Here is a 23,518-nt window from a genome sequence, read left to right as displayed (position 1 = left end):
GAATGAGCCCGGAACTCCGTTCCGGGCTACGGGTCAACTCCGTTGCCCCATAGGGGAATCCGGCTCCGCCGGCTTCCCTCCCTCCCAGGCCTGCTCCGCAGTCTCGTACGGGAGTTGGCGTGCGCTCCGCGCCCGCCAAAGGCTGGCAGCAGTGAATGAGGTGACGGTCAGTCAGTTCACTGAAGTTGGTTGGCACTTCGGGTAAAGATCGGTATCTCTCTTTCTTTGTCACTTTTGTAGCTCGGATAGCTTCTGGGCTGCTGTCCCGGTTCCGCTGCGGCTTAAGTGTGCATGCAAATGGCTTCCTTCTCAGTGAATTACCGGCTGGATCCAGCCCTGCAATGACGTGATTCCGTCCCATTTGAATGCACCGCTCAAGGATAGAATAAGAGTGGCCGATGGAGCTGCAACTCCTTCGGTTGGTCGGTCAGTTCTCCCAACTGAGATTCGAGGAGCGAATTCCATGAAACTGAAGCCGGTTTCTCCCGCCGCTTTCGCTGACGCCCGCGAGGAGGCGCATTTGGTGCTGGCGCACCTGCTGTCGCGTCTGTCGCCGGGCGAGCACGTGGTGCGGCTGGGGGTCGGTATGGAGGGCCAGGAGCGGCCCTTGAGCGCCACGCTGCCTGTCACCGTGGAGGGTGACGGTACGTCGGAGGACCTGGTGGGTGTGGAGCCGAAGTACTTCGACAACTTCACGTTCTTGCTGGCTTGCGGGTTGGCGCAGACGCTGTGCTGGGGCCGTGATGTACCTGCGCTCCCCCGCGTTGGAGGAGGGCGATGGTCCGGCCTACATCGTGCGGGCGTGGGACCTGGAGTGGGGCACTCTGATTGAGTGTGACGCTACCCGTGCGGCCGAGCTGATCGGCGATCGTGAACCGGCGTGCTTCGTGGACGCGTTCGGCGTCCATTCCGAGGACGACGGGGACGGCGAGGGTGAGGCGGTCTATCCGCCGGTGGCTTACACCGTCCTGTAGGAGCTGCGCGGGCTGTGGGTGGCGACCTGGCCCGTTTCCTGCCCCAGTTGGGGCGCCCGGGGGGTGCCGGTCGAGGGACCCCGGCACCCCCCGGGGACTAGCGGCGCGGAGCGTCGCGGACGTGGCCCGCATTTTGCGGGCCACGCCCCCACGTTGTGCATCGCGTAGCGATGGCAGCGCCCTGGTTTGTTGGGCGGCGGAGCCCGCCTGGTGCTTTTCCGCCGCGTAGCGGCGGCGCGTCGCGTCTGCGGAGCAGACCGCGCGCAAAATAGGGAAGAAGGAAGGCAGCAGAATTGGAATTCTGTGCTGCGCCTAAAGGATTTGTGTTTGTGGCTGGCGGGGAACGGTGGATCCGGAAGGTCTGCAAACCTGGTTCGGAAATTCCCCGCCAGCCGTGTCTCTCCCAACTGAGACTCTTCTACCGTACGGGATATCAGGCTGTGGGGTTGCTGCTCGCCTGTCGGCGTGGAGGGTTGGAGGGTCTGTGGCGGGTGCGGAGGATGTCCGGCTGCGTCGGTTGCATGAGGGGCGGTGGGTGGTGAGCCGTGCCTGGATTCGGGAGTTGACGGGTGCGTCGGCGGCGACGGCGGCGCGCTGGTACGCCCAGCGGCAGCAGCAGCCGGAAGGCCGGCGGCATCCGGAGGTCGTCTGCACGGTGGAGGGCAGGCACTACTTCGACCAGCAGGCCGTCGAGGCGTTCTGGGCGGCCTGGCAGCAGGACGTCGGCACCGGCCGACTGGGGGCAGCGGGGCGTCGCCGGGGCGATGGTCTGGGAGCGAACCGGGGCGGGCCGGGTCGGGAGCAGCGTGAGCGGGCCGTTGCGGTCGCTCTGGAGAGGTTGAGGGCTGGGAGTGGTCACGGCCGTGGGCTGGCCGCGCAGCTGGCCCGTGAGCATGGTGGTGCGCCGCGCAGCTGGCAGCGTGCTGTGAACGAGGCCCGCAAGCGGTACGAAGCCGAGCGGAGGTGAGAGTTCTCCCTGCGCGGCGTCGAGACGGCTCTGCCGCCACTGCTGCCCGCCTGTTCCTTTGGCGTGCCGGCCCTATGCCCGGCACACCATCGCGGCGGCCCCCGCCGACGCGCAACGAGACACCGAGGCTCCCGATCCCCCGCCGCGCCGACCGTCAGCCCCAGCCCGCCCCGCCCTCCTTCTTTTTCTGTTCTGGGGTCGGCTGCGAGAGGCGCATAGGGGGATGTCGGGCTGTCGACCGTGGCGAGACAAGCGTGGTGACCTGCGGGTTCGCTGCCCGGAGGCATTGACGCGTGGGCAGTTGTCGGCGGGGATGTCGGCCTGGTTCACGGCGGTGTTGTCGCTTCGTGACCGTGGTGGGGTCTTCTTGGTTGGTGGTGTGGTCGGGGGCATCGGCTGATCTGGCTCGTGCACGCGGTGCCGTGCAGGACAGTGCCGCACCGTATGGAGAAGGCGGACCAACGATGACGGACGTGGACGCGGGCGGCGGTGACCGGATGGCGCTGGCGGTGCTCACCCAGTACCGGATGGCGACCACCGAGCAGATGCACCTCATCCTCAGCCCTCAGGTGCGGATCGAGCAGACCCGGCGCCGACTGGCCAAGCTGCGCGGCGAGGGGCTCATCGACCGGATCACTCTGCCGCAGGCCGGACGGACGCGGGTGTGGTTTCCCACCCAGTACGGGGTGCAGGTCGCCTGCGAGTGGCCGGAGTTGCGGGGGCGGCAGCCGTCGAGGACGGTGTCGGACCGGACCGCTATACGACTGCGGGTCGGACACGCGCTCACGGTGACCGAGACCGCTCTCGCCTTCCTCCGGGACGCTCGGCGTCGCGGGGAGGAGTGCCAGCCGCTGGACTGGATCCCCGAGGTGTATCACCCCGTCGGGGGTGGTGAGGCCGTCATCCCGGATGCTCTGCTGTTCTACCGGCGCAGCCGCGAGGGCGGCAAAGGGGCGATGCTTCGGGCGTTCGTGGAGGTCGATAGGGCCACCATGGGCCCGGAACGGCAGTCGTCGTGCCGCTGTAAAGAGGCTGACCACAGTGGATCTCCCTCACCTCTTCGAGACCACCGGCGTGAGGTCGTATGCCGCCCTCAGAGCCGACCGGTGTCCCTCCTACAAGCATGGATCCCGGTTCACTCGCCGGGGACCTGCGCGCCGCGGTGGGGTCCGCATCCGAGTGGCTCCGCCGCGACACCAAGCAGTTCCAGACCCCCGGCCCCGCGGCGATGCAGGCAAGGGAGCCCGTTCAGGCGCTGCGCGAATCCCGCATCGAAGCCGAGGCCAACGCCCTGTAGGAGACCATCCGGCGCGGAGCCGTGGGGAGGTGCCCGCCGACCATCCGGCGTTGGAATACATCCCCGCACAGCTGACGGGTTTGGCGCGCCTCTGGCCGGTCCTGGAGAGACGGTAGGCGGATGAGGAGTACCGCACGTGCTTCGTCGACGTGTCGGTGCCTCTCCGGCTCGGATTGACGCAAGACTCAGGTCGCTGTCTGTGGGATGACCGGACGACGGCCTGTTCGCGCCGCACCATGGGGACGGGGCGGCGGCGCACCCGGGCCGGGTGGGGTTCCTCCTGAGCGGAGAGGAGCCCCACCCGGCTGCTGGCTAGCAGGATCTCCAGTTCGAAACCCTGGAACAATCGGTACACGGTGGTCTGCGATGCCAACCGAGCCAACATCAAGCAGCACGACGCGACCCGTTGTCCGGCGGCCTTGTAGGTACCAGTAATCTCATCCGTGCTGGTCAGGCCGCCTGTGGGCACTGTCGTGGGTCCCTCCTGGTCGGCGGTGCCGACGGGGCCTCGTTCGGTGATTGCCGGCCGGCTCCAGCCGGCATCAGGATGGTCCGGTGCTGGGCGACCGCGACAAGGATGCTGAGATCTTGGCACTACGCTACCAACTGACCGTGTTACAGCGGGAGATCGACAAGCCAAAGCTCACCTGGCCCGACCCCGCCCTGCTCGCCGCGCTCCTGCACCACCTTCCACGAGCACAACTTCGCCGACTCCAGTTGATCGTCACGCCCGACACACTGCTGCGCACGGTTCCCGGGCTGAGGAGTGCGGCGACAGCGGCGGCTGGGGTGCGGCTGCGGGCGAAGCGCGTCGGAGGTGGTCCGTCAATCGCGGGCAATGCGCACAGCGGGAGCGAGAGTTCGCCGCAGACCGTGACTGGCGGACCATCTTCTTACGATCGAGGTCGGGCTGCTCGGGGTCGAATCCCTCGCTCTACACAACTTCGTGCTCTGGCTGATCGCTGACCTCTTCGACAGCCTGGTCGAACAACCCGGCGCCACCGACCTGCTCATGCGGGAAACCATCAACTCCGCGGCCGCGACTCCTCGTCATGGAGTTCGGGAAAGCTGTCGATCGTGCGGGTGCCGACTGCGTTTTGGGATGTTGTCAGCTGTGCTCAGGCGTCCTTGGGGACGTCGTGGCGGGTCGCCTGACCGAACTCCCTCTCAAGGCAGCCCAGCAGGCGACTGAGCAGCACGTTGAACTGCTTGAGGTCTTCGGGGGCGAGGGCCTCGGTGAACAGTCGATGCTCCTGGGCGATGCGTTGCTGCGTGGCGGTGCGCCAGCGGTCCTGGCCGCGAGGAGTGAGCCGGACGGGCTTGCTGCGGCCGTCGGCCGCAGCGACGGACTCGATCAGGCCCGCCTGGGAGAGGCGGGCCAGGCGCACGCTCATGGTGCCCGAGGTGATGCCCAGTTCCTGGGAGAGCGTGGTGGGGGAGGCCTGGTACGGCGGGCCGGAGCGCTGCAGGGCCGAGAGCGCGGCCCAGTCGCCGGCGGTGAGCTCGTTCTCGGCGGCCACCTGGGTGAGCAGGCGTTCGAAAAGCCTGGCCGTACGCCCGATCCGCTGACGGGCGGCCTCGGTCTGAGGCTCGACGCCGGGCATATCGGCGACCCACCGCGACAGCTCGGCCTCCACCGAGTCCTGTGGCGTGGGTGGCTGCTCGGATCCGGGCACCTTTGACACTCCCTTGAGTCTCAAGATAATTTACCTTGACACTCAAGATAATCACATCGGGAGGGCCCGTGACAGGCACGTCCACCAACGAGGACACGCACGGCCTGCCCCGGGCCGGGCTCCTCGCACTTGCCGTCGCCGGATTCGTCACGGTGCTCACCGAAACGGTCCCCGCAGGCCTGTTACCCGAGATCAGCAACGGCCTTGACGTCTCCCAGGCCAGGGCCGGACAACTGGTGACCGTCTACGCCGCGGGGTCGATGCTCGCCGCGATACCGCTGACCGCCCTCACCCGCGGCTGGCCGCGGCGCCCCGTGCTGCTCGCCACCGTGCTTTCCGTGGTCGCCGCCAATGCCGCCACAGCCGCCTCACCCTGGTTCGCCCTTACCTTCGCTGGCCGTCTCATCGCCGGACTGGGCGCGGGCCTGCAGTGGGCGATGATCGCCGGATACGCCATGCGCATGGTCCCCGACGCCAGCAAGGGCAGGGCCCTGGCCATCTCCATGGGCGGCGTACCGGTGGCACTCGCCGTCGGTGTCCCCGCCGGCACCGCGCTGGGCACCGGCATCGGATGGCGCTCCACCTTCGCCGTCATGGCCGGCCTCGGCCTCATCGTCGCCGCATGGGCGCGAGTTGCTCTTCCGCCGATCGCCGCGGAAGCCGCCCACGAACGCGTCCCGGTCAAACGAGTCCTCACGCAGCCCGGCATCGGGATCCTGATGCTGATCGCCTTCGCCTTCGAAGTCGGTCACATGAACATGTACACCTACATCGCCTCATTCCTGTCCTCCTCGGGCCTGCAGGACCGGGTCGACGTCGTCCTCTTCGTCTTCGGTATCGCCGCCATCACCGGCCTGTGGCTGACCGGAGCACTCATCGACCGCCACCTGCGCGCCGTCGTCCTGACCACGTTCGCCGCCTTCACCGGCGCCATGGCCCTGCTCGCCACCCTCGGCTCGAGCCCCATTGCCGCCGTCGCCGCCGTCGCCGTGTGGGGCATGGCCCTGGGCGCAGCCCCGACCATGCTGCAGGCCGCATCGGCCCGAGCCGCCGGCTCGGCCATGGAGATCGCGCAGTCGCTGCTCGTCACGATGCTCAATGCCGGCATGGCCGCAGGGCCTCTGCTCGGCGGAGCCCTCTACGCCGTCCAGGGCATCGGCCCACTGCCCTGGACCAGCCTCGGCCTGTTCGCCGCCGTCCTGGTCCTCGCCACCGTGAGGGGCCGCATCGCCTTCCCCGCCTCCGGTGACGTACCTGCTCCCGGTCCTGCCCCGCAGGAGCAGTCCGCCGACACCCTGGCCTCTCCAGCCCGTACCTCCGGCTGACAGCACTCAGCCCCGGACGCCCACCAGGTAAGGAACTTTGATGCCGTCACAGCAGACCGATCGCGCTGCCACCAAGGTGTGGTTCATCACCGGCACCAGCACCGGCCTGGGCCGCGCCCTGGCCCAGGAAGTCATCGCCGACGGCGACAGGCTGGTTGCCACCGCGCGCGACACCCGCACACTGGACGACCTCGTCGCCCTCGCACCTGACCGTGTCCGCGCGCTCCCCGTCGACGTCACCGACCCCACTGCGGTCCGCCTCGCTGTGGACACCGCCCTCAAGGACTTCGGCCGTATCGACGTCCTGGTCAACAACGCCGGCTACGCCCTGCGCGGGGCCCTCGAAGAGCTCTCCGAGACCGAACTGCGCCGTCAGTTCGACACCAACGTCTTCGGAGCACTGGACGTGACACGGGCGGTCCTGCCCGCCATGCGCGCTCAGCGCTCAGGCTGCATCGTGCAGATGTCCTCAGTAGGCGGTGTCCTGGCCACCCTGGGCGGAACCGCCTACGCGGGAACCAAGTTCGCCCTCGAAGGCCTCTCCGAAGGCCTGGCCGCCGAAGTCGCCCACCTGGGTATCCACGTCCTCATCGTGGAACCCGGACCCTTCCGGACCGATTTCACCGGCCGGTCCGTACGCTGGGCCGACCCGATCGACGACTACCGGTCAGCCCTGGACCCGGCCAAGGAGCAGTTCCTGGCCATGCACGGCACACAGCCAGGGGATCCCGCCCGCGCAGCCCGCGCCATCATCACCGCCACCCGGATGGACGACCCCCCGCTGCGCCTGCCGTTGGGCGCCAACGCCGTCGACCGGATCCGCGAACGACTCCAACAGCGGCTGCGGGAAGTCGACACGGTCGAGCCCCTCGGCCGCCCGACCGACTTCGAGTAACCACAGACTGATCAACTCGCCGCTACAACCGGCGCCTTCGCTGCTCAGCCGGGGACATCTCGCGCCTGCCGATCGCGACCGCGCAGGCACCCGGCGGAGCAGAGCGCGAACCACACGCTGGTGCTGCCATGGACGACGCCTTCGGGATCAGCTGACGGCCCCTCACCGTGCCGCCTGTCTGCCGGCTGATCGTCATGGGCCTGCCTGCCGTCCAGGCGGCCTTCGAGCCGTCGTTGCAACAGCATCGCGGTGATGAGCAGGCCGATGGTGTACGAGGCGGCGTAGGCGCCGGCCAGGCCGGTGACGGCCCGTCGCGGGGGCATCAGCAGATGGCAGGCGGTGGCCAGGGCGATGTTTGCGGTACTGATCCACACGGCCATCCAGAACGGCGTCCGGGTGTCCTCGAAGGCGTAGAAGCCGCGAAGCAGCATGTACTGCGCCGAGAAGGGGATCAGGCCGAGTCCGAGAGCCTGGAGCATCTGGCCCAGCGGCACGACGGATGCCGGGTGGGCTGCTCCGTGAGCGAAGACCACCTGCGCCACGGTGGCGGGACGAGGAAGGCCTCAGCATCCGGGCCATCTGTGACCCGGCGAACGCTGAGGGCCTGCCCAGCAAGCGCGGCGGGAAGCGGCACCCGACGATCGTCGCGCGGCTCCTCTCCCCGGAGCCTCGGCAGCAGTCGGCAGCCGCCCGGGCCGTCCGCAAGGAGCAGCAGCGCCGAGAGCGGGCCGCTCGCCTGCTCGCCCAGCGCTGACCGATCCCGCTCGAGCGAGGCCCGCCGGCACCGCGCCGTGCGGGCCTTCTTTGCCCCTAGCGCGTCGCGGCTCTACGGGCGTCGAGCACCAGCGTTCCTACAGCAGTTCGGGAGGCACTTCGGAAGTCGTCCCCGAGCTGTTGGTCACGACGGATCGTGCCGTGCCCGGGCGAGGGTGGTCCGTCGGCGGGACGGTCAGCCCCTACCAGCTGACGTATCGGGCAACAAGCCCCGCTTGCCAGGCGGCTGTTGGGAAGGCCAGCATGGCGGCCTGTGGCGGCAGGTGCCGAAGGGTGGGGGATGACCGCGACTGGAGTTGATGACGGCTCGACGGCCCGTCGACGAGCGAGCTGGAAAGCGGTCCGCCCATCTCAATGGATGGCGGCTTCGTTGGTGGTCCTCACCGCGGGTGCGGCCGTCGTCCTGTTCTTCACGGCCGAGGTGTGCGACCAGCAGTTGGCATCGAACGGCACAGTCGTCAGGGTGTGCCGTCACCCCCAGATGACAGATCCGCCCATGGTCGTCACCGGTCTCGTGATCCTGGTGCTCCTGGGTGTCTTCTTCTCCGAGGTCTCCGGATTCGGAATCACTCTGAAGAGGCAGGTGGAAGAGGCCCGAAGCACAGCGCAGGACGCCATCCGAGAGGCGAGGCGGAGTGACGCGAGACACCAGGAGACCGCCGAGGACCTTGCCGACGGGGTGAGAGAGGCGCTCAGCAGGGCGCAGCCCGCCGGTAGGCCCGCCGAGCCGCCGAGTGACCCCGTCGATCGGCTGGCGGCGCGGTACAACGAGATCCGGTGGACCATGTCCAGCGGACGTGCTCGGACGCAGGCGATGAGCGACCTGGTGGACGAGATGGTCCGGCTGCTCCGGGGCGTCCGAGATTTCGACGTCGATCGACATCTCCACAGCGGTGACCGCGGGTTGCGGCTGGCCGCCGCCGCTTACCTGTACGCCAACCCTGATCCGGTGTGGGGGCCCGCGCTCGCCGAAGCAGCGGTGACCGAGGACAAGCCGTTCAACGAGTACTGGGCGCTGAAGGCACTGCGCGAGGTGTTCAGGGGGCACTGCGAGCAGCTGGACGACGCGACGAGGGCGCTGCTGCAGCGCCGTATGCACGAACTCGGACCGGGGGTCGACCGCTCCGAGCAGATTCGGAAGCTGCTGCGGGACTGCCCGGCGCGGCGCAACGATCGGACCGTGGTCTGAGAGCGCATCGGCCTCGGCGGACATGAGGGCGTCGGCGAACGTTTTGACCATCGCGCGCAGCAGATCGGGACTCGCCGCGGCGAGGTTGTCTTCCGCGAGGGCGTTGAAGGGCAGACTGTCCGGTGCGGTCATCGTGCTGATCTCCTTCGTGACTCGACATCTCGTCCGATGGCAAACGCCCGGATCAGGTGGGAGCCCATACACCACTTCTCAGGACGCAACCACTGTCCCACCAACCAGCCTCGATCTTTCGTGACGGTCCGCCGACGGAGTTGGCAGACCGTTTCGCGTTCTGCGTCTGATGGTGGGCAGGTCGACTTCCCGTCTGTCGCGTCGGGTGGGCGCCGCGAACACGCGCACCTCGTCCAGCCAGACGAAATCGCGGTGCGCATCCTGTCCCGCGTCCTGGTCGCAGAAGCACGCCGTTCGGCGGACTCGCAGCGGACCCGGCCGTACTGGCAGCGCAGCACCGCGTTCTCGTATCGCAATGCCAGCACTTCCGCATCCTTGGCCACGCGTGTGCGCGGCGCCGCAGCGGGCACCGTGATCAGGTTCCGGACCAGCGCGGTGACGATGGACGGCGGCATCGAAGGATCATCGCAGATGCCGTGCAGGGCACTGCTCCGGTCCGAAAAACCTGCGGAGCAGGACCCGAATCGTGTTTTCGAGCAGCACAGGGTTCCAGGCGCAGCAAGGGCCACGCCCCACGTAAGTACCGCATGAGAGAAGCCTCGTTGTGACTTGCGTGGTTCCGCAGCACGAAGCGAAGGGCGCCGTCATATGCGCCTGATGACCAGCACGGCCACGTCGTCGAGGTGGTCCACCGCGACCGCGGCGCCGAGGATCCGGTCAGCGGTCGCATCGGCGTTCAGCCCGTCGTGGAGGGCCTCGGCGGCCAGTGTTCCGGCCCGCTCCAATCCCGTGTCCAGCGTCAGGCCCGGCCCTTCGACCACGCCGTCGGTGAGCATGACCAGGGCAGCGTCCTCCTCCAGCGTGAAGGTCTCCTCGCCGTACTCGGTGTCGGACACGACTCCCAGGACCGGACCGCCCGGCAGCTCGCGGATGTCGTGGCTGCCATCCCTGCGTGCGCACAGCACCGGCACATGGCCGGCGCTGGTGCCCGTGACCCGTCCGCCGTCTGGGTCGAGATGCAAGATGGTGCAGCTGGCGAATCGCGCGGGGGCCATCGCGACGAGCAACTCGTTGGTGCGCGTCAGTACGGTTCCCGGATCCAGTTCCTGGGTGGCGATCGCACGCATGGACAAGCGCACCTGCCCCATGAAAGCCGCGGCGTCCACATCGTGCCCCTGGACGTCGCCGATCTCCAGAGCCACCGCACCGTCGGACATGAGGAAGACGTCGTACCAGTCTCCGCCGATGTCCAGCCCGTCGCGGCTCGGCCGGTAGCGGGCAGCGACCTCCAGGCCCGGGAGGTGCTCAGGCAGCGTAGGGAGCATGCTCCGCTGGAGCGCCGTGGCCAGCTCGACGCGAGCCTGCTGCAATCGGATGCGCTTGAGCGCCTGGCCCGCCAGATCGGCCAGAGTACTCATGAGAGCGCGCTCGTTCGGGGACGAATGGTGCTCGCTGTCGTAGGTCACCCCCCAGGCACCGAGTGGGGGGTCGGCGACCGGGCTGAGGGGGGCGATCGACGTGGCCACACTGGAGCTGAGCCACGGAGCGCCGCCTGCCCCCGGCCAGCGGCGTAGGTACTCCTCAGGATTCGGGATGAACTGCAGCGTGCCGGTTCGGATCGCATAGGTCAGCGGTCCCGGCTCATCCAGCAACAGTCCGTGCATGTCGTCGGCCTGCCGCGGATCGATCCTGGCATCGGAGGCGACGCGCAGGCGCCCCGTCCCGCTGTCGAAGAGTGCGAGCATGGCGCCCGTGCCGCCGAAGGTCGCGGCAACCCGTGTCAGGACGACCTGCTGCAGTTCCTGCTCGGTGGCGGCGGTGATCAGTGCGGAGGAGAAGGCAGCGATCTCATCGGCGCGCCGCCGCTCGGTACTCAGCGTGGCCAGCACTTCCTGTCGGTCCTCCTCGAGCCGGGTGTCGTCGCGGATCACCCCGAAGACTTGCTCGGGGCCGCCATAGCCCAGCTGGATCCGGCGGGTCTGGCAGGCCAGATGGTGCCACTCGCCCCGCTTGGTGAGGAACCGGAAGCTGAACCATGGGGACTGAGCGGCGGTCGAGTGCATGATCCGTCTCAAGGCCTCCCGGTCATCTGGATGAACTCGCCGAACCACACTGGACAAGGAGACCGAGGCCTGCGGGAACAGCTCGGCCAGGGCGGGTGCGCCACCCAGCCATTCCACCTCCTGCTCCTGGGATGAGTACATCCACAGGCCCAGATCCGCAGCCGCGGCCGCCAGCCTGAACGGGATCAGCAGACTGCCCAGGTCGTTGCCCGCGTCCACCGAGTGCACCCACACCAATCGATTGCCGCCCCCGAGATCCTCCACCGGCCGGGCCTCGACGAGGCTGACCACGGACGCGCTACCCGGCCCCGCGAACTGCAGCACACGCATCGAGAGCGTCTTCGTCGTGGCCCCGTGCATCAGCAGAGTCTCGGCCGCGGCCCGCTGGGTTTCAGGCAGCAAGCCAAGGAGGTCATGACCTACGCACTGCTCCGCCGGCCTGCCCAGCATCAGAGCCATCGAGGCGTTGAGGGAACGGATGGTGCCCTCCAGGTTCAAGAGAGCCGACGGTTCAGTCCTGCGAATGAGTTCGTCCAAGGTGTCCATCTGCCGCTCCCTGTGAGAATCATCGAGCGATCACCCAAATGATCCTTCCCTATCGCATTCCGGGTGTTTCGCTGCAATACCCGTGTAAAGGGCTCGTGCACCCGCCCTGCGCCGCCTCGAGGCCGTCAGACGAGGCAACCGACCCCGCCCGGCCGCGCAAGCTTGCCTCAACCGCCTCTGAGCCGCACGAAGGTGCACAACGGCAACCAACGCCGACAACCGTTGACGACTGGATCGCAGGTCACAGCGTTGATCAACGATCAGCTCGTCGCGCCGGTCGGCATCCGATACGTCACAATTGTCGTGTCAGTAGGTCCGCGGGGCCCAAAGCCGGCGCTCGGAATCCCGCCGCTGCGGGGGGCACACCCGAACCGGGCATCCGCCACGGGAGGCCAGCATGAGCACCGCGCAGGCACAGCAGGCCGGGGCAACGGACCTCGCCGAAGAAGCCGACCACGAACACGAGGCTCGAGGTCGCCGCCACCCTGGTGGCGGGCGTCGACCGCGTCCTGCACTTCTGTCACCGTTTGAGGTGGGCGGCTGGATTCCGTCCGGCGGCTGCAGGATCACCGCTCACCGAGACATAGGCATGTCCCAGCGATCCACCCATTCCTGGGTGGAAGTCCCGTACCCACCCGGGGCGACCGGGACGGCGATCGGTGGGTGCTGCAAGAGGTGCAGGCATGACGCCCAGGACGGCAATGAGTCCCGCACGGCCAAGGAGGCTTCGCCATGGATGTCCCCACGTTGACAGAACTGCTGCGGGAGGCCGAGGAGCACCACGGAGCGTACGAGGCGACCGCCCCCGAGCACCACTGGTCGGATTGGTATGCCGCATACATCGTCGCCCGTGAGAACGGCCGGACTCCCGACGATGCGGCCGGCGACGCCACGCTCCACATGGAAGCGTTGCAATGAAGGCAGCGCAGCGTCCAGGACCACACTGCGAGGCAAGCCCGACCGTCTGAGCGCTGTGGACCGCGAGGCACGAGACGGCGTTCCGCACGCCGCCGCCGCAGCCCGGCGGTCATGGCCGGCCCTCTACTTGCGAGCTTTCCGCACGAGGTCGGCCCCACGGTCCTTCATGAGGCCGTTGTGGACGTGCGGGGATGCTGTACAGCCCCCACATGAGCGGACATGGCTGTTACGGTCCTCGCACGCGATTCACGCCTGCGGTATCGCGAGCAGGCTCGACCGGTCCGCCTGGCTGATGCGCGCAAGGAAGCGGGCTCGGCCGGAACCAGGTTCAGGAGGTTCCGGAAGATTGATCGCCTTCGTCAACCGGACCATCTCTTCGTACCGTGCGATCTGTTCATCGTCGATCTGCGGCGGCGGGCCTCCCCGGGCCGGACAGGTTGGGCGTAATCGGCGATGATCTGTTCCGGCCCCCGGGGGGTGAAAGTGAGAACATACCCATGGATCTGAAACTCGAAGTCGTCGTGCTGCCCGTCTCCGACGTCAACCGGGCCAAGGCCTTCTACGAGAAGGCGGGATTCCGTCTGGACCTCGACAAGACCGCCACCGAGGACTGGCGCGGCGTGCAGTTCACGCCGCCCGGCTCCGAGTGCTCCGTCATCTTCGGCAAGGGGGTCACCTCCGCCACACCTGGCTCAGCCCAAGGCCTGTACCTGGTCGTCTCCGACATCGAGCAGGCACGCGCGGGGCTCGTCGATCGCGGCATCGAAGTGAGTGAGATCTTCCACGACGCCGACTTCTTCCACCACGGCCACGAGGCGGGAGAGGTCACCCACCGGCTCCAGGGGCAGCAGCGGCTCGCCGGCCCCCGACCCGAGCGCGCCTCCTACGGCTCCTTCGCCACCTTCAGCGACCCGGACGGCAACGGCTGGGTACTCCAGGAGATCACCGAGCGACTCCCTGGCCGCTGACTCCTGCGCGGTTCCCGTGACGCCGCGGCCTCGGCCAAGCGGCCCCCTGCACACCGCGCGAACGGAATGAGGACGTCCGCCCCTGCCCGCACCCGGCATGCCGGGTATTGATCACCGGGGCTCCGCGGGGCCCCGGCGCGGGTGCGGCTTCGGACAGACTGCACCCGATGCCCTTCGCGTCGAGGGTCACCTTCAACAGAGCCTGTGTATCCGCGGGTTCGGGCCGCCGGCCGCGGTGGAGGAGTCGTCCACATCCGCCGCCGCACGTTCGACCAGCTCCTCGGCCTGCCGCTGACCCGGCGCGCTGCCGCATCAACGGGCGATCGCGGCCGCGCGCCCCCGACAGCCCGCCGGACCGAGGACTGGTGGTGTCCGCCCGCAGCGGCCGGCGCCGACACCCCCAGCGTCAAGAGCCCACGCACCGCCTCCACGGCCGCGCGTCTGCGAGGCCCTGCGACACGGCCGCGTGCGGCGGGCTCGACGCCGATCCGCCACAAAACCCCGGTGCCCTGGAAGGGCGTTGCGATGGTGGTGTCGGCTTGGGTCTTGTCGTGTTCGGTGCCGAGGAGGCGGCGGGTGTCGGGGGTGGCCGGCTCGAAGGGTGAGGAAGGTCTGGGCGTGACGAGGGTGACGTGGCGCTCCAGCGGGCCGGCGTCCACCAGGGACTTCAAGCGGCGGTCAGCATGTTCGGGGCGATGGCGAGGCTGTGCTCGAACTCGTCGAAGCGGGTGCAGCAGTCGAAGGCATCAGGCATGATCGGCATGCTCCACCACTCGCTGACGTACTCCAGGCTGCGCGCGACCGGACCACTCCATGTCCTCGGAACTGGTCCGCCGCCTCAGATCACGCCACCGGGATCGCGGGCTCGCCGATCACGCTCGCGTCACCGCCGCGGATGGGGCTCACGCTCCACGCGTTCAGCTCGTGCGGAGTGCCGAGCCTGATCGCGCTCACCTCGTCGAGCCGGGCGAACTGCGCCGGGGTCAGCGTCACGTCCAGCGCGCCCAGGTAGTCGTCGAGCTGCGGGACACTGCGCGGGCCGATGATCGGCACGTATGCCGTGGCCGCCCGGGCGCCCTGCTGCCGCATCCAGGCGATGGCGACATGGGAGGCCGGCACGCCGAGCTCGGCCGCGACGGCCAGGACGGCGTCGACGATCGCGGTCTTCTGCGCGGTGTCCTCGAAGAATCCGACGGCCTTGAGGTCGCTGATCCGGCCGGTGGCGCCCCGGCGGTACTTGCCGGTCAGCAGACCGCCGCCGAGCGGGCTCCACAGCGCCGCGCCCAGGCCGAGCGCCTGTGCCATGGGCAGCAGCTCCCGCTCGGCGGTGCGCTCGACCAGGCTGTACTCGACCTGGATACCGGCGACCGGGGACCAGCCGCGCAGCTCGGTGATGGCGGCGGCGCGCGACACCCGCCAGGCCGGGAAGTTCGACAGCCCGAAGTAGCGGATCTTCCCGGTGCTGACCAGGTCGTCGAGGCCGCGCAGGATCTCCTCCATCGGGGTCAGGCCGTCAGGGGCGTGCACCCAGTACATGTCCAGGTGATCGGTGTTCAGGCGGCGCAGGCTGGCCTCGAGGGCCTGGACCATGTACCGGCGGCTGTTGCCGGTGTTGGAGACGGTCTGCGGTCCGACGCCGTTCATGCTGTACTTGCCCGTCAGCACGAAGTGGTCCCGGTCGGCGCCCAGGAACTCGCCGAGCAGCTGCTCGGATTCGCCGGCCTGGTAGTTCTCGGCAGTGTCGATGAGCGTGCCGCCGGCTTCGGCGAACCGGTCGAAGATCTTGCGGGCCTCGGCGGGCTCCGCACCGGGGCCCCAGCCGCCACCGGCGCGCCAGCCGGTGCCGAAATTGGCGGTGCCGAGGCCGTACTCGGACACGCGCAGGCCGTTGTTGCGCCCGAAGGTGGTGTATCGCATGGGTGGACATCTCCCGGAGACGAGTAACTTGCGTTGTGTAAGCAAAGACGCGGTTCATGGCGCCTATAAAGGTGTGCCGGGTCAGCGGGGGACGGTTACGACGATCTTGCCGACCTGGGACCCGGACTCGAGACGACGGTGGGCCCCGACGATGTCCTCCAGCGGGAAGACGGTGTCGATGACCGGTCGCAGGGCCTTGCGGGCAAGGCCGTCAAGGACCCAGTCGATGGCGGCCTTGCGGCGTTCGGCGTCGGTGGTGAGCTCGAAGACCTTGTATCCCCGGATGGTCAGGCTCTTGCCGATCAATCCCATCACTGGCAGCGTCGTGGCCTCGCTGCTGAGCGCTCCGTAGACGATCACGGTCCCGCCGGGCGCGGTGGCGCCGATCAAGTCCGCCAGAGCGGGTCCTCCCACGGGGTCGAGGACGACACGCGCGCCGTGACCGTCGGTGAGCTCGTTCACGCGGGTGACCACGTCTTCCTCGCCCGTGACGACCACTGCCGCGGCGCCTTCGTCCAGGAGCCGCCGGCGCTTGGCGCTGCTGCGGGTCAGTGCCACGGGCCGGGCTCCCACGCTGCGGGCGATCTGGATGGCGGCCAGCCCGACGCTGCTGGAGGCGGCCGGGATGAGCACCGTGTCACCAGCTTTCAGGTCCGCGGTCTCGATGAGGGCGCCGTAGGCCGTCAGGTACTGCCCCCACAGGGCCGCGGCCTGCTCCCAGGACAGTGTGTCCGGGTGCTTGACCACCGCGGTGGCGGGCGCGATGGCCAGCTCGCCGTGGATGGGGTAGTCGATGGGCGTGAAGCAGGGGATGAGGCTGACGGCATCGCCGACGGTGAAACCTTCGACGCCCGGGCCGATGGCGTCGACCTCACCGGAGGCCTCCCATCCGATACCGGAGGGAAGCTCCACGAGGTGGTTGTTGCGGAGCATGGCATCCGCTCGGTTCACCCCGAGTGCCCTGGTGCGGACGCGGATCTCGCCCTGTTCGGGTTGGCGGACCTCGACGTCGTCCAGGGTCAGGACCTCGGGGCCGCCGGTGGCGTGAAATCGGACGATCTTGCTCATGTGCGTGGTCCTGCCTTTCAAGTCTGCGGAAGGAAGTGGCAGTTCAGGCCTGGCGGTCGGCCATCACGCGGTGATCCCGGGCTCCTTGTCGAGCTTCAGTTGGCCGGCGCTCTGGTGCGTCTGTGCAGTCGGCCGGCGGCGTCCCAGCGTTCCGGACAGGGCGGTGAGCAGGCCGATGGCCGCGAGCACGGTGACGGTGATCATGGCGGGGGTGAAACCCGCGAGCAGGGCGTCGGGCCCGCTCTTGCCTTCGTTTCCTGCGGTGAGGACCGCGGTGACGATGGCGAGGCCGATCGCGCCGCCGATCTGCATGGAGGTGTTCAGCAGGCCGCCGGCCAGGCCTTGTTCGTGGTCAGGGATTCCCGAGGTGCCCTCGATCTGGAAGGGCGCGAACGCCAGTGTCATGCCGATGCTGATCAGGAGCATGCTGGGCAGCACCCCCACGGCGTAGGGGTGGTCCCGGGCGATGGCCAGGAAGAGCGCATAGGCGGCCACGTGCGTGCTGACGCCGGCGATGATGCTGCGCGCGGTGCCGAATCGTGCGATCAGGTGCGGGATGCGCGGCCCGGCGAGGGTGACGATGGCGGCGGCGGGAAGGAAGCCGAACGCGGTCTGCAGCGCCGACCAGTGCAGCGCCTGCTGGAAGTACAGCGTCGCCACGAACTGGAAGCCGACGTAGGCGCCGAAGAACACCGACAGGCCCACGTTGGCACGCACCAGGGAGCTGGAGCGCAGGATGCCCAGACGGATCAGTGGCTGCGCGCCGCGGAGCTCGATCACGACGAAGGCGGCCAGTAGTGCGGCTGCGAGCCCGAACTGCACCAGCGTGCTGGCCGTGGTCCAGCCCTTCTGTGGTGCTTCGACCACGACGTAGACGAGCAGCAGCATTCCGGCGACCAGGGTGAGTGCGCCGGGCAGGTCGTAGCTGCCGACGGTGCGCGGGCCGTCCTTGGGCAGGACGCGGATGGCCGCTGCCAGGGCGATCAGCGCCACGGGCACCGGCAGGAGGAATGTCCAGCGCCAGCCGAGCTCGGTCAGTGCACCGGACAGCACCAGGCCGCCTGAGAAACCGCTGGCACCCATGAGCGTGTAGATCCCGATCGCCTTGTTGCGGGCCGGCCCCTCGGCGAACGTCGTCGTGATGATGGACAGCGCCGCGGGTAGGGTGAACGCCGCCGACACGCCCTTCAGGAGACGGGCGACGATCAGAAGGTTCCCGTCGTCGACCAGGCCGCCGACCAGCGAGGTCAGGGCGAAGACGGCGACTGCCGTCAGGAAGACGCGGCGGCGGCCGAGGATGTCGGCGGCGCGTCCGCCCAGCAGCAGAAAGCCGCCGTAGCCGAGGACGTAACCGCTGACGATCCACTGCAGTGCGCTTGTGGACAGGCCGAGGTCGGCCTGGATCGAGGGCAGGGCGACACCCACCATGTTCACGTCCAGCGCGTCGAGGAACCCGACGATCGAGACGGTGAGCAGGACTGCCCACAGCCGTGCGTTCCATGTGGTCGAGGAGGTGGGCAAGGGCGATGGAGCGGAAGGACTCATGCCGATAGGCTCACATGCTCGTATATGAATTGCAAGCACAACTAATGCATGAGCATTAAAGGTGTATGCATGGGTTACGGTGGGCCACATGAACACCGGCGACGAGCGACAACCGGTCAAGGAGTGGCACGATCTCCTGGCCCGGCATGCCGTCGTTCACCAGCCACGGAGGCCGGCCGCGACGGACGACTTGCCCGAGGCGCTGTTGCCGCGCAGCACGACCAGCCGGGTTTCTCCGGTGCCCACCGTGGCGGCGCTCACGCCACCGACAGCCACTGACGCCGCAGCTGCGCGGCCGGCCAGCCGCCTCGGCACCGTGACCGGTGCCGGCCTTGAGGATGTCCTCCTGCTGCGGCGCCGTGACACCATCTGGTCGGCGCGATCGGAGTCCCATGCCGCCGGGGCGCGGGGCCGGGCCGATGCTTGCTGCTCAGGGGCGCGGCGACATCGGCAAGGGCGAGATCCCGGCAGGGCACGTCGACGATGGGCAGGTCGGCCACGTCGAGTTCCTTCTCGACGTGGCCGACGCGGAGAGCGCGTGCCCCGCGTTGGCGCTGATGACCTCCGTCTCCACGAAGGTACCGGTGCCGGCCACCGTGTCCCTCAAGGGGCATCGCCGCTTCACACCCGGCGAACTGGCGGCCGTCGCCGCGGCCGCAGGGGTGAGCGTCGACTGGCTGGTGCACGGGGCCGGCCCCGGCCCCGCCGAACAGGGAGCCGAGCCGCTCGGGACAACGCCCGGCGACCCGGACCGAACGGACGCGCGCCGTACCGAGTTCCTCGAGGCCGCCTGGCGGCTGATCTCGCAACACGGCTACCACGCCGTACGGATCGCCGACATCGCCCGCGCCTGCGGCACCAGCAGCGGCGCAGTGCACTACTACTTCCCGACCAAGCAGGACGTCCTCAACGCCGCCCTGCTGCACTGCGTCGCGAGCGCCTTCGAGCGGCAGAGCGGCGAGCTGAGAAGCGTGGACAGCGCACACGCACGGCTGCTGCGGCTGATCGACATGCAGCTTCCGGCCGGCGGCCGGGTCCGGGACGAGTGGCTGGTCTGGCTGCAGTTCTGGGCCGAGACCGCGCTGCGCCCCGAACTGCGCTCCATCCACAACGACTTCTACACCCGCTGGCGCGAGGCCGTGGTCCGTATCGTGCGCCGGGGCCAGCACCAGGGGCAGTTCCGGGCCGACACCGACGCCGAACAGCTCGCGCTCGGCCTCACCGCGCTCACCGACGGCCTGGCCATCCAGGTACTGACCGGGGCGCCGGGGGTGACGCCCGAGCGGATGCGGGGCGTCCTGCTGGACTTCATCGAACGCGAGCTCCTCGCGCCCAAGAGCGCACCCACGAGCGAGGCGGAACATACCGGTGCCTGATCCCAACCCTCCGGAGGCAAGCGGGATGGACCGGCTGCGGGAGCAGGTCCGCGCCAACCTCGCCGCCTTCCAGCGGCGTACGGCGGCGCCACCCCCAAACGCCCGTCGCGCGGGTGTGTGCCTCACCCTCCACCCGCACCGCGGCGAGCCCCATGTGCTGCTGATCAGACGGGTCGCCCGCGGCCGCAACGCGGGCCAGTGGGCGCTGCCCGGCGGCCGGCTCGACGGCACGGAGACCCCGCAGCAGGCGGCGCTGCGCGAGCTCGCGGAAGAGACGGGCATCTGCGCCGGCCCGGCCGAAGTGGCTGGGCACCTGGACGACTTCGTCACCGACTCGGGGTTCGTCATCACACCCGTGGTGGTGCTGGTGCGGCTTCCGCCACGGCTGCAACGCAACCCTGACGAGGTGCACTCACTGCATCCGATCCCGTTGCGCCGGCTGACGGATCCGGACATTCCGCGCTGGCGGACGGATCCGCGGGGCCGGCCGCTGCTGCTGCAGTTGCCGCTGCGGCGGGGGATGGTGATCCACGCCCCGACCGGCGCCCTGCTATGGCAGTTCCGCGAGGTCGCCCTGCCCGGACGGGCCACCCGGGTCGCCGATCTGACCCAGCCGGACTTCACCCGCACCTGAGCACGACGACGCGCCCCGGAAGGATCACACAAACTCGCCCTCGTGCTCAGCCGGGAAGGCGCCAGACGGCGCAGCGCGGTACTGCGGGAGACCGGCACGGCCGGCCAGGCGGCGAGCCGGGCCGTCGCGCGGCCGCATTACTCCCTGGCCACCTCGGCTATCTGCCCGGCCAGCCGCACCGTGCGGCGCTGGTGGCGCTCCAACAGTCCGGGGATCTGCTCGAGAAAGGTCTGCCGCCGACAGCCCAGGACCGGGCAGACCAGCCGCCGCACGCGCAGGTGGACGACGACCTGGCGTGCGTCGACCGGCACGTCCGTCACCGTCCGATGGTGATACCCATGCACCTTCGCCGTCGGCGCCCCGCACACCGGACACGGCACCGCCACAACCTGGGTGCGGGCCTTGACCACCACTGCGTCACCCCCGTCCACCGCGTCCCTCAATGACCAGCTCCGACCGTCCGGAAAACACCGTCCCCATAAGGGGATTGACATCGACCACAAGATCATGACCACAGACGGCTACTCGGCGTCACACCGACTACGGGCCAGACCCGTTCGTTTGACAGACCCGCGCTCCGACGGCTTCGCCGACCGCGCGGTGCTTCCCCGGTGCCGCCGCGGTGACGATGACCAGATGTGCGGCACTGGCCGCCGGGGTGCGGCTCTGCCGGCGGCTGGACCTCTACATCCGTGCCGCGCCGACCGTCGACGGCGCGCTGCACGGCGCCGACGCTCCGGCCGGCGCAGCGCCATGCATGCCAGGCTGCTGTCAATACTGTGCGAGCTTGTCGGCGAACCAGTCAGCGACGAGCGACGTGCGCTCCTGGCAGTGGTTGTAGATGGTGTGGTCGCCGTCCGGCCAGACACGCAGGGTCTTGTCCGCGCCGGCGCCGTCGAGGAAGGGCTGCTGCTCATCGAGTCCGAACAAGACGTCGTGCCCTCCGTGCAGTACCAGCAGCGGGCAGCCTATGTGTGCCCGCTGCGGATCCCGCAGTCCGCCTGAAACAAGATCACCGGACTCTACGAAACTCGGGGCAGCTCAGCCCTCATCGCATACGCGACGCTGGCGAACTGGGGCTCGGCGACCGCAGACGTGCAGCGACTGTCACTGTGGGACCCGCACGGTCCGTTCAATGCACTCGACATCGCCGCCTGGCTGATCTCCGTGGCGATCTGGCAGACCACACACGGCCTGCTCAACGGATGGCCTTACTCCCTGGTCGAGGCCCGGCCCACACGGGTGGCCCTTGCGAACGTCGCGGTCCTCGTGCTCGGCTCGACCACCTACGAGGTGGCCACCGGTCCGCTCGGCATCACCGGCCCCCAACTGTCCTCTGCCGGGGCCATGTTCGTTGTCGGCGCGTCCATCACCGGCCCGCTCCTGAACGGATGGCCTCTCACCGGAGCCCCCACCGGCCGGCACCGCACCTGGCTGATCGTCAGCGCAACTGGCATTGCTGCAACGGCCTACGCCGCCTTGCATTGGCTGGGCCTTGCCACCGAGCACCGCTGGACACCCCAGGCGCCGGTCGAACTGTGGATGGTCATCTGTGGACTGAACCTGATCGGCGGCGCCGTTCCCTGGTACACCCAGATCGCGCGGCCCCAGGCCCCTCAGAATCCCGCTGAGGCAGAGCAGCGGGGGCCAAAGTGATTGACGTGCTCTCTGGCCTCAAGGACTCGTTGGTCAATACGAGGAAACACCCTGATGGGCGGGGTGGCGTTCTCTGGCCGGCGGGAGGTCCTCGCCCTCCCGCCGGCGCACCCCCTGGCCGTCGCGGTGGTACTGCTCCGTCCAGGACCGGCGCAGGATCCCTGCCGAGGGGGTCTCGCCCAGCGGGCCGGCGTCGACCGTGCTGAAGAAGCAGTCCACCCGCCGCAGCGCGCCCGCGAGGCAACGCATCAAGGCGGCGCACTCCGCGGCACCGACAGCCCAGCAGCCGACGTCACAAGCCGGACGACGGATTCGGAGCCACGAATCCGGATCGAGCTGATCACCTCCACCATCGAGGACCGGCAGGTCCCGGCCGTCGCCTCGGTCGACCACCTCAGCGCGGATGTCGGCCGGGCCGTCTTCGCGGAGAACTACGCGGCCCACGTCGCCGAGTACCGCGAGCCCTCGCAGTCGCTCGTCGCCGGCGGGCTGCTCTTCGCGAGCATCACTGCGAGGTCGTCCGCGATTCGACCGGGGTCACGGCCGGTGCCGCGCGGACGCAGCTGGTGCAGGCGTCGCTGACGGCCTGCGTGAGGACGGTGGCGCCGGCGGGATCGGCCAGCCGCGACCCGGCGTGGCTGACCAACCTGCGCCCGTCGGTCGAGACCATGAGCCAGAGACGCGACCCGGTGGTGTGCACATGAAAGTGCCGTCCTGCTGGGCTGACGGAGACCTTAGACAAGCCTCATCGGCCCAGTCCGGAAGGCACTTTCGCATTCCGCTCACGATCGCCACACCCAGTGAAAGGCACAGGCTCTGTCATGGGCCGGGGGGGCCGAGAACTGCTGTCACGAGTCGGCGGGCGTACTCGGCGTCGAGTCCGGCTGGGCGGAAGAGGATGCGGTACATCAGGGGAGCGACGACGTGGTCGATGACCGTCTCGACGTCGGGCGCCTTCTCCCCGCGTTCGGTCGCGCGGGTGAGGATGACCTTGATCTGTTCGGTGGCGTAGGCAGAGCACTGGCCGGCGTTGCTGCCGTCCGGATCGCCGAGCAGGGCGTCGCGGATGTAGGCGCGGCCGGCCGGGGAGGACATCTCGTCGAGGAACTGCTCGGCCCAGGCCGTCAGGTCGGACGGCAGGGTCCCGTGATCCCCGGGCGCGGCGTCGGGCCGCAGACGCTCGACCGCTACGTCCGACAACAGCTCCTGCAGGTCCCCCCAGCGGCGGTAGATCGTCGATGGTGTCACGCCCGCACGTTGGGCGACCAGCGGTACCGTCAAGGCGTCCCGGCCTATCTCCGAGACGAGTTCGTGTACGGCGGTGTGCACCGAAGCCTGGACTCGGGCGCTGCGCCCGCCCGGGCGCACCATCTGCCTGCTCATAAAAACCACCTTAACGCAAAATCATTGCGTCTGGCGGTCGGAGACCTCCGGGCATCTTCACAGCCGCGTCCCGGGCGATCTTTCCGGCCCGGTCCCGGCAGATGATCTCTATCGCAGGGCCGCCCCGGGGTGGGCGTCGGCGGACCGGGTCGGGCGCGTGCAAACCGGGTCGTCGGGCGGTGCCGCCGGGATGCATCAGGCCGTCATGCGGTCAC

19 protein-coding genes and 4 pseudogenes are annotated in these 23,518 nt (G+C 69.0%); 12 read left to right on the top strand and 11 right to left on the bottom strand.

The annotated features are described in order from the left end of the window. The first annotated feature begins 740 nt into the window (after positions 1 to 740). The 4 genes and pseudogenes from ACLU3S_RS24175 (at position 741) to ACLU3S_RS24160 (ending at position 3,238) form a co-directional block, all read left to right on the top strand. A complete protein-coding gene (locus ACLU3S_RS24175) occupies positions 741 to 974 on the top strand; it encodes a hypothetical protein (RefSeq protein ID WP_413954043.1) in 234 nt (77 codons plus the stop codon). Between the two features lie 535 nt (positions 975 to 1,509). After that, positions 1,510 to 1,941, top strand: coding sequence for a hypothetical protein (locus ACLU3S_RS24170; RefSeq protein ID WP_413954042.1), 432 nt, complete (start codon positions 1,510 to 1,512; stop codon positions 1,939 to 1,941). 464 nt (positions 1,942 to 2,405) lie between these two features. Then, a pseudogene (locus ACLU3S_RS24165) lies at positions 2,406 to 2,888 on the top strand (replication-relaxation family protein); the annotation flags it as partial. Positions 2,889 to 3,064: 176 nt separating this feature from the next. Beyond that, complete coding sequence (locus ACLU3S_RS24160) at positions 3,065 to 3,238, top strand: hypothetical protein (RefSeq protein WP_413954044.1); 174 nt, start codon at positions 3,065 to 3,067, stop codon at positions 3,236 to 3,238. Positions 3,239 to 4,356: 1,118 nt separating this feature from the next. Here ACLU3S_RS24160 and ACLU3S_RS24155 read toward each other — a convergent pair. Beyond that, complete coding sequence (locus ACLU3S_RS24155; protein ID WP_413954041.1) at positions 4,357 to 4,914, bottom strand: MarR family winged helix-turn-helix transcriptional regulator; 558 nt, start codon at positions 4,912 to 4,914, stop codon at positions 4,357 to 4,359. A 68-nt stretch (positions 4,915 to 4,982) separates the two neighbouring features. Between ACLU3S_RS24155 and ACLU3S_RS24150 the strand changes: the two genes are divergently transcribed. Then, positions 4,983 to 6,239 carry an MFS transporter gene (locus ACLU3S_RS24150; protein ID WP_413954040.1) on the top strand — a complete coding sequence of 419 codons (1,257 nt, stop codon included), beginning with the start codon at positions 4,983 to 4,985 and terminating at the stop codon, positions 6,237 to 6,239. Positions 6,240 to 6,279: 40 nt separating this feature from the next. After that, a complete protein-coding gene (locus ACLU3S_RS24145) occupies positions 6,280 to 7,134 on the top strand; it encodes an oxidoreductase (protein ID WP_413954039.1) in 855 nt (284 codons plus the stop codon). 209 nt (positions 7,135 to 7,343) lie between these two features. Here ACLU3S_RS24145 and ACLU3S_RS24140 read toward each other — a convergent pair. Next, positions 7,344 to 7,676 (bottom strand): annotated as a pseudogene (locus tag ACLU3S_RS24140) (lipid II flippase MurJ); the annotation flags it as partial. Positions 7,677 to 8,266: 590 nt separating this feature from the next. Here ACLU3S_RS24140 and ACLU3S_RS24135 point away from each other — a divergent pair. Further along, positions 8,267 to 9,097, top strand: coding sequence for a hypothetical protein (locus ACLU3S_RS24135; RefSeq protein ID WP_413954038.1), 831 nt, complete (start codon positions 8,267 to 8,269; stop codon positions 9,095 to 9,097). Positions 9,098 to 9,873: 776 nt separating this feature from the next. Here the strand turns inward: ACLU3S_RS24135 and ACLU3S_RS24130 are convergent. Continuing rightward, a complete protein-coding gene (locus ACLU3S_RS24130; RefSeq protein WP_413954037.1) occupies positions 9,874 to 11,838 on the bottom strand; it encodes a SpoIIE family protein phosphatase in 1,965 nt (654 codons plus the stop codon). A 732-nt stretch (positions 11,839 to 12,570) separates the two neighbouring features. On the opposite strand from ACLU3S_RS24130, the gene ACLU3S_RS24125 reads away from it, so the two are divergent. Together ACLU3S_RS24125 and ACLU3S_RS24120 are read left to right on the top strand one after the other, a co-directional pair. Further along, on the top strand, positions 12,571 to 12,756 hold the full coding sequence (locus ACLU3S_RS24125) for a bleomycin resistance protein (protein ID WP_413954036.1): 186 nt from the start codon (positions 12,571 to 12,573) through the stop codon (positions 12,754 to 12,756). A gap of 497 nt (positions 12,757 to 13,253) precedes the next feature. Continuing rightward, positions 13,254 to 13,724 carry a VOC family protein gene (locus tag ACLU3S_RS24120; protein WP_413954035.1) on the top strand — a complete coding sequence of 157 codons (471 nt, stop codon included), beginning with the start codon at positions 13,254 to 13,256 and terminating at the stop codon, positions 13,722 to 13,724. An 843-nt stretch (positions 13,725 to 14,567) separates the two neighbouring features. Here the strand turns inward: ACLU3S_RS24120 and ACLU3S_RS24115 are convergent. From ACLU3S_RS24115 to ACLU3S_RS24100, 4 genes and pseudogenes are all read right to left on the bottom strand, one after another. Then, positions 14,568 to 15,641: an aldo/keto reductase gene (locus ACLU3S_RS24115; protein WP_413954034.1), complete on the bottom strand. Its 1,074-nt coding sequence runs from the start codon at positions 15,639 to 15,641 to the stop codon at positions 14,568 to 14,570. 81 nt (positions 15,642 to 15,722) lie between these two features. Continuing rightward, positions 15,723 to 16,709, bottom strand: coding sequence for a zinc-dependent alcohol dehydrogenase family protein (locus ACLU3S_RS24110; protein ID WP_413954033.1), 987 nt, complete (start codon positions 16,707 to 16,709; stop codon positions 15,723 to 15,725). Between the two features lie 63 nt (positions 16,710 to 16,772). Beyond that, the gene (locus ACLU3S_RS24105) at positions 16,773 to 18,254 is read right to left on the bottom strand and encodes an MFS transporter (RefSeq protein WP_413954032.1); all 1,482 of its coding nucleotides are present in this window, start codon (positions 18,252 to 18,254) and stop codon (positions 16,773 to 16,775) included. A 165-nt stretch (positions 18,255 to 18,419) separates the two neighbouring features. Then, a pseudogene (locus ACLU3S_RS24100) lies at positions 18,420 to 18,515 on the bottom strand (kinase); the annotation flags it as partial. A 158-nt stretch (positions 18,516 to 18,673) separates the two neighbouring features. Between ACLU3S_RS24100 and ACLU3S_RS24095 the strand changes: the two are divergent. Together ACLU3S_RS24095 and ACLU3S_RS24090 are read left to right on the top strand one after the other, a co-directional pair. Beyond that, on the top strand, positions 18,674 to 19,630 hold the full coding sequence (locus ACLU3S_RS24095; RefSeq protein WP_413954031.1) for a TetR/AcrR family transcriptional regulator: 957 nt from the start codon (positions 18,674 to 18,676) through the stop codon (positions 19,628 to 19,630). Beyond that, positions 19,623 to 20,264 (top strand): NUDIX hydrolase, encoded by a 642-nt coding sequence (locus ACLU3S_RS24090; protein ID WP_413954030.1) that lies wholly within the window; start codon positions 19,623 to 19,625, stop codon positions 20,262 to 20,264. Before ACLU3S_RS24095 ends, ACLU3S_RS24090 begins: the two co-directional genes overlap by 8 nt. 62 nt (positions 20,265 to 20,326) lie before the next feature. On the opposite strand, the pseudogene ACLU3S_RS24085 reads toward ACLU3S_RS24090, so the two are convergent. After that, a pseudogene (locus ACLU3S_RS24085) lies at positions 20,327 to 20,735 on the bottom strand (transposase family protein); the annotation flags it as partial. Between the two features lie 300 nt (positions 20,736 to 21,035). Beyond that, entirely contained in the window at positions 21,036 to 21,194 is a 159-nt protein-coding gene (locus tag ACLU3S_RS24080) for a hypothetical protein (RefSeq protein ID WP_413954029.1), read from the bottom strand. A 165-nt stretch (positions 21,195 to 21,359) separates the two neighbouring features. Here ACLU3S_RS24080 and ACLU3S_RS24075 point away from each other — a divergent pair, with 165 nt between their 5' ends. Beyond that, a complete protein-coding gene (locus tag ACLU3S_RS24075; protein WP_413954028.1) occupies positions 21,360 to 21,920 on the top strand; it encodes a hypothetical protein in 561 nt (186 codons plus the stop codon). Between the two features lie 33 nt (positions 21,921 to 21,953). On the opposite strand, the gene ACLU3S_RS24070 is transcribed toward ACLU3S_RS24075, so the two are convergent. Further along, positions 21,954 to 22,172 (bottom strand): hypothetical protein, encoded by a 219-nt coding sequence (locus tag ACLU3S_RS24070; protein ID WP_413954027.1) that lies wholly within the window; start codon positions 22,170 to 22,172, stop codon positions 21,954 to 21,956. A gap of 567 nt (positions 22,173 to 22,739) precedes the next feature. Next, on the bottom strand, positions 22,740 to 23,303 hold the full coding sequence (locus ACLU3S_RS24065; RefSeq protein ID WP_413954026.1) for a TetR/AcrR family transcriptional regulator: 564 nt from the start codon (positions 23,301 to 23,303) through the stop codon (positions 22,740 to 22,742). Between the last annotated feature and the right edge of the window lie 215 nt (positions 23,304 to 23,518).

This window comes from Streptomyces sp. AF1A, assembly GCF_047340315.1.
In the GTDB taxonomy this organism is placed as follows: domain Bacteria; phylum Actinomycetota; class Actinomycetes; order Streptomycetales; family Streptomycetaceae; genus Streptomyces.
The sequence above is the reverse complement of the archived record's forward strand: the minus strand, read 5'-3'. Positions and strand labels throughout refer to the sequence as shown.

What these genes read in the sequence shown, in the direction of transcription:
- ACLU3S_RS24120 (WP_413954035.1), top strand. Translation starts at nt 13,254, where the DNA reads ATGGATCTGAAACTCGAAGTCGTCGTGCTGCCCGTCTCCGACGTCAAC.
- ACLU3S_RS24110 (WP_413954033.1), bottom strand. Translation starts at nt 16,709, where the DNA reads ATGAGCAAGATCGTCCGATTTCACGCCACCGGCGGCCCCGAGGTCCTG.
- ACLU3S_RS24160 (WP_413954044.1), top strand. Translation starts at nt 3,065, where the DNA reads ATGGATCCCGGTTCACTCGCCGGGGACCTGCGCGCCGCGGTGGGGTCC.
- ACLU3S_RS24095 (WP_413954031.1), top strand. Translation starts at nt 18,674, where the DNA reads ATGCTTGCTGCTCAGGGGCGCGGCGACATCGGCAAGGGCGAGATCCCG.
- ACLU3S_RS24130 (WP_413954037.1), bottom strand. Translation starts at nt 11,838, where the DNA reads ATGGACACCTTGGACGAACTCATTCGCAGGACTGAACCGTCGGCTCTC.
- ACLU3S_RS24115 (WP_413954034.1), bottom strand. Translation starts at nt 15,641, where the DNA reads ATGCGATACACCACCTTCGGGCGCAACAACGGCCTGCGCGTGTCCGAG.
- ACLU3S_RS24065 (WP_413954026.1), bottom strand. Translation starts at nt 23,303, where the DNA reads ATGAGCAGGCAGATGGTGCGCCCGGGCGGGCGCAGCGCCCGAGTCCAG.
- ACLU3S_RS24145 (WP_413954039.1), top strand. Translation starts at nt 6,280, where the DNA reads ATGCCGTCACAGCAGACCGATCGCGCTGCCACCAAGGTGTGGTTCATC.
- ACLU3S_RS24105 (WP_413954032.1), bottom strand. Translation starts at nt 18,254, where the DNA reads ATGAGTCCTTCCGCTCCATCGCCCTTGCCCACCTCCTCGACCACATGG.
- ACLU3S_RS24135 (WP_413954038.1), top strand. Translation starts at nt 8,267, where the DNA reads ATGGCGGCTTCGTTGGTGGTCCTCACCGCGGGTGCGGCCGTCGTCCTG.
- ACLU3S_RS24125 (WP_413954036.1), top strand. Translation starts at nt 12,571, where the DNA reads ATGGATGTCCCCACGTTGACAGAACTGCTGCGGGAGGCCGAGGAGCAC.